Below are 11,978 nucleotides of genomic sequence, written 5' to 3'. Positions count from 1 at the left end.
ATCACTTCACGCTACGTGCGGCTTCTTCGATGATGTTCGCGACCGCCTCGGGCTGCGACACCGAGACCGCGTGCGACGCATTGACCTCGACGGTGTGCGCCTTGGCCCGCTCCGACATGAAGCGCTCGGAGGCGGCCGGAATGGCATTGTCTCCGCTCGCGACCAGCGACCACGAGGGCACGGTCTTCCACGCCGGAACGCCCGGGAACTTCGTGGTCAACGCTGCGATCTCGACCGGCCGCTGCGTTGCAGCCATCAACGCCGCCGTGCTCTCGGAGACGTCGGCCGCAAACACGTCGCGGAAGTGCTCGGCCCGGATGTACGTGTCGCTGCCTTCCTTGCCGTCCGCCATCGTGTACTTCACGGAGCGAAGCGTCGTCGGGCTGAACTTGGCGCCGGGGTACTTGTTGGCCAGGTCCACCGCGCTCTCGCCCGTGTCGGGCAAGAAGGCGGCGATGTACACCAGCGCCTTCACCGAGGCCTCGTCCCGCGCAGCCAGCGAGTTGACCGCGCCGCCGTAGGAGTGCCCGACCAGCACCACCGGCCCCGTCACATTCTTCAGCACGCTCTTGATCGAGGCCGCGTCCGACTCGAGACCGCGCAGCTGGTTGGCCGGCGCGAGAACCGGGTAACCGTGCTGCTGCAGCCGCGAAACCACGCCATTCCAACTCGACGAATCGGCGAACGCACCGTGCACCAGCACGATGGTCGGCTTCGACGGGTCGACCGTTCGTTGCGAGGTGGTCTCCGCCGGCGCGGCCTGAGGGGGCGTCGTCGTTGCACACGCGATCGCGGCAGCGCCCAACATGAGAACGGTAGCTATGGCGGAGACGGGTTTGAAGCTCATGATTCGATGTTCCTTTCGCAGCCCCGTTTGATGGGGCCTTTGGTTCAGGTCCGTATTGGACGTTCGTGCTGTCGAGAAATAATGTACAGACAGGTCTGTCTCTAGACAAGACCTGTCTGTCTATTTATTTTGACCCACATGTCGTCCGAACGAAGAGCGGTCCTCATCAACACGGCCCTACGCCTGTTCCTACGGGATGGTTTCCACGCCACGGGCATCGACAAGATCCTGGCGGAGTCGGGGGTGGCGAAGATGACGCTGTACAAGCACTTCGGCTCGAAAGACGAGCTCATTGCCGCGGTCATCGAGCACTGCGACGAGCAGCACCGCCCGTGGATCATCTCGGAGACCGAAAAGCGCGCCAAGTCGCCGCGCCGAAGGCTGCTCGCGCTGTTCGACGTCTACACCGAATGGCTCTCGAACGACTTCGCGGGCTGCATCTTCGTCAAAGCCGCCTCCGAGTATGGCTCGCTCGACTCCCCACTTCATCGCGCGGCCAAGCGCCACAAGGATGCGATCCGCGAGTACGCGCAGCGGCTCTGCGAGGAGGCCGGCGCGAAGCACCCGCAGGAGCTTGCGCGTCAGATTGCGATGCTGCTCGAGGGCTCGCTCGTCACCGCCATGATGAACGGCGAGCTCGATGCCGCAAAGGTCGCAAAAAAAGTGGCCGAGACGCTGCTTGCCTCCGAGCTATAGGGAGACAACCGGTCGATTGTTGCGATAACGTGTGTTCGTATCCGCAACTTTGACCGCGACAACGAGAGGGCGAGGAGCGCCATGAAATTCCTGGTGATGATCTACAACGACGACTCTCTGCTCGAGGCCCTGCCCGCGGGGGAGGCCGACACGATGATGCGCGGCTGTTTCAAGCATGCCGACGAGCTGCGCTCGAGCGGCAAGTTGCTCGATTCGCAGCAGCTCGAGGCGCCGACGGTCAGCAAGTCGCTGCGCGTCCGCAACAACAAGATGACCATCGTCGACGGCCCCTTCTCCGAGGCCAAAGAGTACCTGGGTGGCTTCAACCTCATCGAGGCCGAGAACATGGATGAGGCCGTCGAGATCGCCAAGCAGTTCCCTTGGTCGCGCACCGGCCGCGTCGAAGTGCGCCCGCTGAAGGATCTCGACGACGTCCGCCGCGCCGTCGGCGCCTAGAGGGGAACCGGAGGAGAGAATTCACATGAAGGCGGGAAGGCGGGAAGTTTTAGGGTTTCCAATTAGCCCCGTGGGCCAGCTGGAAACCCAAAGAAGCGTTCCGCGCCCTCTGTGACGTAAGTCCTTCCCGCCTTCCCGCCTTCATGTAAAAATTCTCTAGCCGTTCCCTTGTCGGCTCAAAAGCGCGGTCGTCATTTTCAGTGACGTTGTAGCGAAGATGCCTATGACGCGCCGGAGCGGTGCGTCAAAAGGCCGAAAAGTGCCCGATCGACGGGACCCGAAAAAAAGATCGGCGGCCGTGTCGATCCTGGGGCGGGTCGCACGACGAGTTCACAGAGGCAGGGATGGTGATTCGGCCGAGGCGGTCGGAGGTCCCTGTCGAAATGGAGCGCGTCATGAAAGCGACGACGTCGTGGCAACACGAATCGCCGGCCTCTGCCCTGGGGTCGGCCAACAGCAGCCGTAACCCCGGAGCGCGATCGCGCTCTGTCGAGATTCGGCAAGACGACTTGGACGAACTGCCGAACCGCTGGGCCTCCGGCGGAAGCACCGTCTACGAGATGCCCGCCCTTGGCTGGCGTTACGGGTGACCCGCGTCACCGCGAACATCCCTTTTCAACGACTCGAACCACCAACGGAGAATGATCATGAACACCACGCAATCGGTTACCAGCCACCTCAACGTCGTCGACACCACCGCCGCCACCAACGTGACGGCCACCAACGCCAAAGGCGATCGCGTTCGCCGCTACCTCGTTGCAGGAGGTCGCGTGTCGCTCGGCCTCGTGTTCTTCGTCTGCGGGCTGGACTTCTTCCTTCACTTCCTCCCGCAGCCCACGGAGCCGATGCCCGAAGGTGTCGCGGCCTTCGCGGGTGCACTCGCCGGCTCGGGCTACCTGTTCCAGCTCATCAAAGGAACGGAAGTGCTCGTGGGCGCGCTGCTCTTGGCCAATCGCTTCGTCCCGCTCGCGCTGGCGTTGATCGCGCCGGTCGTCGTGAACATCTTCGCCTTCCACGCATTCCTCGCGCCCTCGGGGCTTCCTTTCGCAGCGGTCCTGGTGGCGTTGGAGATCGCGTTGGCGTGGGCCTATCGCGCTGCCTACAAGCCGATGCTCGCCGCGCGCGCACGCTGAAGTGGATAACCGGATAGAATGGGCACATGGGCGGTGTGCTCGAGCGTCGCTACGGATTCCTCCTTGCCTTTGGTTCTCTTTGCTTCGCCCTCTTTTTTGGGGCACTCGTCGTGGCCATGCTCCGCGGTTCGGCGGGAAGCGTCGTGGGCGAAGTGCTCGAGTATGCGATGGCGCTGCTGTTTCTCGGCTTCGCCTTGGGCTTTTTCATCGCGGGGGGTTGCATGTTGTTTGCGCGGCCGGGGGCACGCAAGGTGCCCGCCGAGGCTCTGGAGCATTGCCTCGTGTGTGGAGAGCGCGCGCCCCGCGACGTGACGTGTCCATGTTGTGGAGAGCCGCTCGGCGATCGCGAGGCTCGTTTCTCCGTCGAACGTGACGGCAGCCTGGTGGCAGGGTTTCTTGGGTTCCTCGTGTCGGGCGGCGTCGCAGGATTGGGCGCCGGCATCGCGATGGGGCCGTATTTCGAGGGGGAGAGACGGGGCTGGGCCCTCGTTGCGTATGCTGCGTTGGGACTGCTCGTCTTCGCCGTGGGCGCCGTCGGCGCTGTGGGTGGGATCCAGTCGGTGTTCCATTGGTTTCGCGGCCGCACGCGCCTGTCGTTCGACGTGAAGCGAGCCAGCGTCCGTGCCGGAGGCCAAGGCTTGGCCGTACGGGGCAGGCTGCTCTCGTTGCAGGGCACGGCCCGCGTGATCGGGCTGCCGGCTGCTTCCGACATGGCGCCCAGCGGGTACCGCGAACCCTTTGGCGATTTGCCCTTTGCCGAGATGCTGGCCACCTTCGATGCGGCGGGCATCGTGACCATCGAGCCATCGATCTCGTACGAATGGCGTCTCACACCGTCGTTTCATCGGACGGAGACGCGCGACGCCGTCGTCTCGCTCGTGCAGGAATTCCGCGGTGGGCGCTACATCGAGCCCGAAGAGAATGACGTGGCCTTCGCCGTGCACCGCTTCGTCTCGTGCTGGGTCGATGGGGCGATGCCCCTCGGCGCGCTGCACGAAAAGCTGTCCGCGGATCGCGCGCACCGCACCCAGGCCGAGCTGCACGCCCAATCGCTGCGCGAGCGTGGAATCCCGGTTTCCAGCGCGCTCGTGGAGGCGGTGGTGGCGATGCTAAGAAAATAGCATCATGGTATTGCTAAATTTTTAGCACGTGGCTAAGTAGCGCTCATGTGCAAATTCCAATGGGCGCGGGGGCACGCGCCATTCACGGCTCTCGCGACCTTCGCGTTGGGTGCGCTTTCCACGGTTGCAGCTTGCGGGCGTTCGCCGGCGACGGACACGGCGCCGGCGGTTTCCGTCTCGTCCGCGCAGCGCCCGGCCGAAGACCCGCGCCTTCCCCTAGGCTTGCGCGGCCAGGTCGATGCGTACCTCGAGGCCTCGGGCATCGCCAAGGGGCCGCACGTCACCGAGCTCACGATCGACCCGACGATTTCCGCATGGGCGGACGAGGCGGTGTCGCACATGGCCGAGGATCCGCAGGTGCGCGAGGCCCTCATGGTCGTCGTCGACCCGCGGTCGGGCGAGATCCTGGCGCTCCGCGGACGTCGGCACGGGAAGCAAGACGATGCGTGGGATCTCGCCGTGCGGGGCGAATACTCGCCAGCGTCCGTGACCAAGACGTTCACCTTGGCGGCGGCACTCGACGCGGGCACCGTGCGCGCCGACCAGCGGTTTCAGGGGGACAACGGCAAAGCCCTCATCGACGGCAAAATCCTGACCGACGGATCCCCCCATGGGGAGATGTCCACGACCGACATGATGGTGTTCTCCTCGAACATCGTCGCCGGCAAAATGGCACTCGCCCTCGGCAAAGAGCGGCTTGGGGAGGCCTTCGGGCGGTTCCACTTCACCGAGGCCCCGCGCATCGAGCTCCAGGGCGCGCGCGCCGGCAACCTCAAGCCGTTCTCCTCGCTGACGCCGTACCAAACGGCGGCGTTGGGGGCCGGGCACGGCTTCGCCTTGAGCCCGTTGCAGGTGGTCATGGGGTTCGCGAGCGTGGTCAACGACGGCGTCTACAACCGCCCCACGCTCGTGCGGCGCGTGAAGGACGAAACGGGTCGCGTCGTCTACGAGAGCAAGTCGGAGCCGCAACGCATTCTTCGCCACGAGACGTCCGAGACCGAGATGCGCATCCTCGAAGCCGCCGTCGACCGCGAAGATGCCCACGCGAAGACGGCGCGCATTCCCGGGTGCCATGTGGCCGGAAAAACGGGAACGGGCGAGGACGCGGACGGCTGGAACTACGTGACCTTCGCCGGCACCTTCCCCGCCGAGAAGCCGCGTCTGGTCATCCTGGCCGGCGTAGTGGTGCGCGAAGACTCGGGCCACAGCGGGCCGAATACGGCCGCACCGTTCTTTCGTCGAGTCGCGCAGAAAATCGTGGCCGCGAACGGCTGCTAGCACTCGCACCTGCGCGAGCAACTGCACGTCGGCGTTCGGTCTGGTAGACTCTTTCTCATGGGCCGGGACGGCTTCGACGCGGACATCGACGAGCCGATCGCGCGCTTCGCGAACGAAGGCCGGGCTGCGTGGCCGGGGCTGCACGTCGACGTGGCGGAGTTCGTGCGGTTCGTCGCGAAGCGTCTGCCCCAGGGCGATGTCGAGGTGGCGCTCGCGTCGTTGAATCCTGGTGGTCTCTACCTCGCGTGTGCATGCTCCAGGGGCAATTCGGATGCGATTGCCGCGCTGGAGGCGGCTTACTTCGCCGATTGCGATGGCGCGCTCGCTCGGATGGCCAACGGTTCCGGGTTCGCCGACGAGGTGAAGCAACGGGTGCGCGAGAAGTTGTTCGTCGCCGAATCGGGCGACGAGCCCCGCATCGCGACGTACGGCGGGCGAGGGGATCTGCGAACCTTCGTGCGCGTGGTGATGATGCGCCAGGCGATCAGCTTGCGCCGGAGGAAGGACCGCGAGGTTCCCTTGGAGAGCGGCTCCTGGCCGTGGGCTTCGGCCGATCCGGAGCTGGTGCACTTGCGCGAGCAGTGCGGCGCGGAGTTCGAGCGCGCGTTTCGCGAAGCCGTGAAGGCGCTGAGCAGCGAGGAGCGCAACCTGCTTCGCTATCACTATTTGGACGGCCTTACGATTGACCATCTGGGGGCCATTTACGGTTTGCACCGCGCGAGCGCCGCACGGCGGCTCACCAAGGTGCGGGCCACCCTGGTCGAGGCCACGCGGCGGATGCTCGCGGAGCGCCTGAAGCTCCGCACCGGCGAATTGGAGAGCGTGCTGCGCCTCATCGAGGGCGAGGTGGACGTGAGCCTGCGCCGCGTGCTCGGCGACGCGCATTCTCGCGTCTAGGGCAACAGTCGATTGAATGTGTCAGGCTCGAAACTGCGTGGTGCTGGAACCGCGGCAGCGAGAAGAAACCGGCGGGACCGGCGCGACGTGTCGTGTCGAAACGCCAGGATCGCCACTCCGCCTGGCGATCCTCTCCTTGGATAGGGACCAAGGCGCCGGCCCCGCCGGGCTTGTCCCGCTGCCGCTGCTCGACTGCAAGGCATTCGTCGATCTGCCACGGTCAATCGACTTTTGCGTTAGGAGCAAGATTTCGACAGCGGCCGCCCTTCGCCGGGCCCACCGTAGCGTGCATGAACGTATTTCTGACGGGAGCCACGGGTTACGTGGGCGGGGCCATCGCCAAGGAGCTACGGGCCGCCGGTGTCGAGGTGCTGGCGTTGGTGCGCACGGAGGAGAAAGCGCGCGCGGTGCGCGAACGTGGCATGGTGCCCATCCTCGGCACGTTGGAGGCGCTGGAGCGGCATGCTGAAACGGCGGGGCGGGCGGACGCCATCGTGCACGCGGCCTTCGACGATGCCCACGAGGAGAGGGACGCGCACGCCACGCGCGCGCTTCTCGCCGCTGGCTCCCGCGCATTCGTCTATGCCTCGAGCGCCTACAACCGATCGGCATGGCGGTTCGCCTTGGAAGAGGAGGTGCTGGCCGCCGGCGGCGATCGCATGGCCACGTCCGTGGTGCGCCTTGGGATGGTCTACGGCGGGCTCGGAGGAACGATGCCCGACCTTTTCGCTGCCGCCGAGGCGCACGGTACCTCGTTTTACGTTGGCGAAGGACGCGCCCGCGTTTCGGCCATCCATCGCGCCGACGCCGCGCGCCTCTTCCACGCCATCGTGCGCCAAGGCGGTCGCGGCATCTTCGAGGGCGTCGACGGAGAGCCCGTCACCGCGCGCGCGTTGGCCGAAGCCGTGGCCCGCACCGTCGGATGCCGCCGCATCGAGAGCGTCTGCGCCGAGCAGGCCCCCGCCGAGTTTCGCGAGCACACCTGCGACGTTCTCGAGCGCGACGTCGCGGTCGCGCAAACGCACGGCGCCTCCGTCGGCTGGACCCCGCGATTCCCCAACGTGCCCGCAGGCCTCGCCCGCGCCTACGAGGAGTGGAAAGAGGAAGCCATTCGCGTAGGATGAGTCCGATGGGACTCGTGTGGAATGCGGAGCTCTACGATGCGAAGCACGCCTTCGTGGCGCAGTACGGTGCGGATCTCTTCGAGGTGCTGGCGGCCAAGCCGGGCGAGCGCGTGCTCGACGTGGGATGCGGCACCGGCGACCACGTCGCGCTTCTGAGCGCGCGTGGTGTGGCCGCGCTGGGGGTCGACGCCAGCCCGGAGATGATCGAGCGCGCGCGTGCGAAATACCCCGAGGCCGACCTTCGCGTGGCCGATGTGCGGTCGCTCGGTTTCGAGCGCGAGTTCGACGCCGTGGTGAGCAATGCGGTATTGCATTGGGTGCACGAGGCCGACGCCGCGGCGCATTCCATCGCCGCCGCGTTGAAGGCGGGCGGCCGCTTCGTCGCGGAGCTTGGCGGCGCAGGCAATGTGGCCATCCTGGTGGCCGGGGTTCAGGCTTCCCGCGCGCACTTCGGCCTGCCGCCGGCGCGTTCTCCTTGGTATTTTCCCACCGTGGCGCAGTACGCCGCGGTGCTCGAGCGCGCGGGGCTCGAGGTGCGCGAGGCCTTGCTTTTCGACCGGCCCACGAAGCTCGAGGGGGATGACGGGATCGCCACCTGGGTTCGCATGTTCGGGCACGGCTTGCTGGCGGACGTGGCCGATGCCGACGCCCTCCTCGCCGACGCAAGCCGGAGGCTCGCGCCGCAGCTTCATCGGGATGGCCACTGGTTCGCCGACTACCGCAGGCTGCGCATCGTCGCCGTCAAACCGCCGTCGCCGTAGCCTCCATGCGGCCCCTGCTGGACTTCCGAAAAGGAGACAGCAACACGGCGCTCCGGGCGTTCCTCACGTTGCTGGGCACCACCGCGGCGCACACGTTGCTCGAAACCGCGCGCGATGCGCTTTTTCTCGCGCGCCTTCCGGCCTCGCGCCTCGCGTGGATGATCCTCGCCATTGCCGCGTGCGGCCTCGTGCTCTCGCGCTTCGATCGCGGGCGCTCGCAGCACTTTTCGACGTGGCCGCTGCTTCTCGTGGCCGCAGGGACGGGCGCCTTCGGCCTTGCGCTCCACGCCACCGTGCATCCCGGCGTCGTGATGGCGCTCTACCTCTGGACCGGCGTGGCGGCGGCGTGGATCATGCTGCGATTTTGGCTCGCCCTCGGCGCGCGCTTCACCATCTCGGACGGAAAACGGCTCTTCGGGTTCATCGGCTTGGGGAGTGTCCTCGGTGCCGTCGTGGGCGCGGCGTGCGCGCGCGGCCTGGCCTTCGTCATCGATGCGCGCGGCTTGGTGTTGGCCGCGGGGGCGCTTTTCCTGGTCACGGCGCTGGGGCCTGCGCGTGCGTTGGCGCGCGGCGACGGTGCGATGCGGGCGAAGGCCGCGCCCGCACGGGCTCGCGCCGCGGGCTACGAGCTTCGCGCCGACCCGTATGCGATGCGCATTCTGGCGCTGGTTCTCCTGGGCACCGTGGCGCTGACCTTGGTCGATTACCTCTTCAAGGCCGCCGCCCAAGCTCGGTTTCACCAGGGAGAGCTCGTGGCGTTCTTCGCGACGGCGTCCTTCGTCATGAGCGCGCTCGCCCTGGTCGTGCAGGTCTTTGGCTCGGGGTGGCTGCTTCGCGTGATCGGCGTGCACCGCGCGCTGCTCGTGCTGCCGGTGCTCGTCGTGTTCGGTGCCTCGGCGTTTGCCGTCACCGGCACGGTCTTCGCGGCGCTGCTCATGAAGGGCGCCGACGGCAGCCTTCGGCATTCGCTCCACCGCACCAGCGTCGAGCTGCTCTTCCTGCCCATGGCCGACGAGCACCGCGCGCGGGTGAAACCCGTGGTCGATCTCGTGGGGCAGCGGGGCGGGCAAGCCGTCGCCTCGGCGGCGATCTTGCTCGTCGCGGCCCTCGGTGCGCCGCGCGCGATTCTGGTCGTGGTCGTGGTCGCCCTCGGAGCGGCCTGGGTCTTCGTGACCCTCGACGTGCGTCGGCACTATTTGGATATCTTTCGCGCCACGCTTCGCGAGAGCCACCTCGATCCGGAGGCCACCCGCGGGCTCGAATCGTCCGCGGCGGCGCCGGCCTTGGCCGACCTGATGCTCGATGCCCCGGAGGAAGTGGTCCGCCATCGCAGCTTGCGCGAGCTCGCGTATCGGCACGCCGAAGACCCATCGCAGCGCATTCCGGAGGTGGCGCTTTCGCTGGCCGCCGATCGGGCCTTGCGCGACGCGTTCGCGAGCCTCGAGGCGCGCGTGGTGCTCGCGCGCGAAGAGGCGCATGCGCAGCTCGTGGCGACCTTGCGCGAACGCGAGGCGGAGGCCACCTCGCATCTCTTTCGCGTGCTCGACCTCTGGCACCCGCACGAGAACTTCGACCGCGTGCACCGCGGCCTTCGAAGCGACGACCCGAGGACGCGCGCCAGCTCGCGCGAGCTCTGCGAGCACGTGGTCGCGCCGGCCATTCGCGGGGCCTTGCTCGCCCTCATCGACGATCTCTCCGACGAAGAGCGCCTCGAGCGCGCATCCTCGCATTTCCCACCCGCGCGCCTCGACGCCGCGGGGCAGCTTCGCGTTCTCGGCTTCCCATCGCCCGCCGCCCCCCTTCCCGTGTCGCCCTTCGTCGGCGTCGATCTTCGCGGCCACGATTTGTCCGACGCCGTGCTCGCCGGCGCGGACTTCACCGGTGCCGATCTTCGAGGCTGCCGCCTTCGCGGGGCCATGTTGAACGGGGCCACCTTGTTGGGAACGCGCCTCGCCGGCGCCGACTTGACTGGTGCGCACCTCGAAGATGCCAACTTGATGGGCGCCCAGCTCGAACGCGCCGTGCTCGAGGGCGCGCGCCTTTCACGCGGCAACTGGCTCGGGGCGAGCGCGAAGCGTGCGATCCTCTCGCGGTGCATCGGCGAAGAGGTGCGCCTCACGGCCGCCGTCTTCGAAGGCGCCGACTTCGGCTACGCGACCCTGCGCCGCTGCGACGTGCGCAGTTCGGATCTGCGCGCGACGCGTCTCGTGGGGGCAAACTTCGAGGGCAGCGACTTCACCTCGGCGAACCTCGCCCGCGCAAACTTGCGGGGTACGCTGCTTCCACGTTGACGTATTAGAATCGTTTGTCGAGGTAGTCCTTCGAATCCGAATTGGGATTCCCCTTCGCAGGACGCGCCTTGGCCGGGTGCGGTGCCGGCGCACCGGCATCGACGGCATCGCGCGTCGTGGTGGGGACCTCCACCAGCGGCGTCAGAGGTGGCGGCGGTTCGGCGACCACGCTCGGCTCCGCACGGCCCGAGGCCGACATCGCCGCCGGCGGGCGCGCGGCATCCGTCCTCGACGAGAGCCACGAGCGAACGGCGAGCGATGCGCCCACCAGCAAGAGCAACGTGAGCGCGGCTGCGGCCACGGCGATCGGTTTGGCGGACGACGACGTCTTTCGGTCGGCCACCGAGGTGACCAAGTTCGTATGCTGCACCGTGGGAAGTGGCGATGGCGAGAACGAGCGAGCCACGGCGGTCTCCATCGCCGCCGGGGGAGGTGCGATGCGTATCGACGTTTCCATCGCGCCCATGCGCGAGCCGGTGGCCTGGTGGTGCCGGAAGGCGCTGAGCACTTCGTCGTCCGTGGGGCGCTTCGACGGATCGCGTGCGAGCATGCGCGCGATCAGCGCCACCAACTCGGGCGCGAATCCCGCGAGCAACGCTTCGAGCGGCGCATGCTCACCCAGCGCGATCTTGCGGAAGATCTGGCCGAAGTTCTCGCCGTCGAACAGCATGCGCCCCGAGAGGCACTCCACCCAAACGACGCCGAGCGCCCACACGTCGACGGCGCGATCGAGCTTCTTCTCGCCGAACACCTGCTCGGGCGCCATGTAGTGCGGAGTCCCCGTCACCGCGCCGCTGCTCGTCACGTGCGGGCTCATCTCGGGATCCATCGGCCGCGCGAGGCCGAAGTCGAGGACCTTCACCACGGTGAGGCCGTCGTTTTCCTGCGCGAGGAAGATGTTGTCCGGCTTCAGATCGCGGTGCACGAACCCTTGTGCGTGGGCGCTCTTCAAGGCCGACGCCACCGCGTGGAGAATCTCCGCGGATGCCGCGACGCTGAGCACGCGTTCGCGATGAAGGCGCTCGGCCAGCGATTCACCGCGCAAGAGATCCATGACCATGAACAGCACGCCCGTGTTGGGAAGCTGCCAGAGGTCGAACACTTGAATGATGTTTCGATGTTGCAGCGATGCCGCCACACGCGCCTCGCGCAGAAGGCGTGCGGCGTCCTCGGGCCCATTGCGTTTGAGCACCTTGATGGCCACTGCGCGGCCCGTGATCAAGTGCGTCGCCGCCCACACGATGCCCATTCCGCCTTCACCCACGATGCGCTCGAGCCGATAACGTTCGGCAACGATGTCCCCCGGGGCGAAGCTTTCGACTTGCGCTGCACCCGCAGGGTCCGGTACTCGCGGATCCTGATGCATCTCTGCGC

Annotated in this window: 12 protein-coding genes; 10 read left to right on the top strand and 2 right to left on the bottom strand. The window is 67.0% G+C overall.

Features of this window, described 5'->3' with window-relative positions; genetic code table 11:
- Position 1: 1 nt before the first annotated feature.
- Complete coding sequence (locus tag LVJ94_31465; GenBank protein ID WXB01424.1) at positions 2–847, bottom strand: alpha/beta hydrolase; 846 nt, start codon at positions 845–847, stop codon at positions 2–4.
- Between the two features lie 138 nt (positions 848–985).
- Here LVJ94_31465 and LVJ94_31460 point away from each other — a divergent pair, with 138 nt between their 5' ends.
- From LVJ94_31460 to LVJ94_31415, 10 genes are all read left to right on the top strand, one after another.
- On the top strand, positions 986–1,543 hold the full coding sequence (locus tag LVJ94_31460; GenBank protein WXB01423.1) for a TetR/AcrR family transcriptional regulator: 558 nt from the start codon (positions 986–988) through the stop codon (positions 1,541–1,543).
- Positions 1,544–1,624: 81 nt separating this feature from the next.
- Complete coding sequence (locus LVJ94_31455) at positions 1,625–1,999, top strand: YciI family protein (GenBank protein WXB01422.1); 375 nt, start codon at positions 1,625–1,627, stop codon at positions 1,997–1,999.
- 395 nt (positions 2,000–2,394) lie between these two features.
- Positions 2,395–2,589, top strand: coding sequence for a hypothetical protein (locus tag LVJ94_31450; protein WXB01421.1), 195 nt, complete (start codon positions 2,395–2,397; stop codon positions 2,587–2,589).
- 57 nt (positions 2,590–2,646) lie between these two features.
- The gene (locus tag LVJ94_31445) at positions 2,647–3,132 is read left to right on the top strand and encodes a DoxX family protein (protein ID WXB01420.1); all 486 of its coding nucleotides are present in this window, start codon (positions 2,647–2,649) and stop codon (positions 3,130–3,132) included.
- A gap of 26 nt (positions 3,133–3,158) precedes the next feature.
- Positions 3,159–4,253 carry a hypothetical protein gene (locus LVJ94_31440; protein ID WXB01419.1) on the top strand — a complete coding sequence of 365 codons (1,095 nt, stop codon included), beginning with the start codon at positions 3,159–3,161 and terminating at the stop codon, positions 4,251–4,253.
- A 45-nt stretch (positions 4,254–4,298) separates the two neighbouring features.
- Positions 4,299–5,531, top strand: a complete 1,233-nt coding sequence (locus tag LVJ94_31435) for a hypothetical protein (GenBank protein WXB01418.1) — start codon at positions 4,299–4,301, stop codon at positions 5,529–5,531.
- A gap of 57 nt (positions 5,532–5,588) precedes the next feature.
- Complete coding sequence (locus tag LVJ94_31430) at positions 5,589–6,428, top strand: sigma-70 family RNA polymerase sigma factor (GenBank protein ID WXB01417.1); 840 nt, start codon at positions 5,589–5,591, stop codon at positions 6,426–6,428.
- Positions 6,429–6,718: 290 nt separating this feature from the next.
- Positions 6,719–7,552, top strand: coding sequence for an NAD(P)H-binding protein (locus LVJ94_31425; protein WXB01416.1), 834 nt, complete (start codon positions 6,719–6,721; stop codon positions 7,550–7,552).
- Between the two features lie 5 nt (positions 7,553–7,557).
- Entirely contained in the window at positions 7,558–8,313 is a 756-nt protein-coding gene (locus tag LVJ94_31420) for a methyltransferase domain-containing protein (protein ID WXB01415.1), read from the top strand.
- 5 nt (positions 8,314–8,318) lie between these two features.
- Positions 8,319–10,604, top strand: coding sequence for a pentapeptide repeat-containing protein (locus LVJ94_31415; protein WXB01414.1), 2,286 nt, complete (start codon positions 8,319–8,321; stop codon positions 10,602–10,604).
- Positions 10,605–10,608: 4 nt separating this feature from the next.
- Here the strand turns inward: LVJ94_31415 and LVJ94_31410 are convergent, their stop codons facing one another.
- The gene (locus LVJ94_31410; GenBank protein ID WXB01413.1) at positions 10,609–11,970 is read right to left on the bottom strand and encodes a serine/threonine protein kinase; all 1,362 of its coding nucleotides are present in this window, start codon (positions 11,968–11,970) and stop codon (positions 10,609–10,611) included.
- Between the last annotated feature and the right edge of the window lie 8 nt (positions 11,971–11,978).

It is taken from the genome of Sorangiineae bacterium MSr11367 (assembly GCA_037157805.1).
Classification (GTDB): domain Bacteria; phylum Myxococcota_A; class Polyangia; order Polyangiales; family Polyangiaceae; genus Pendulispora; species Pendulispora rubella.
This window is presented reverse-complemented; position numbering and strand designations above follow the sequence as displayed.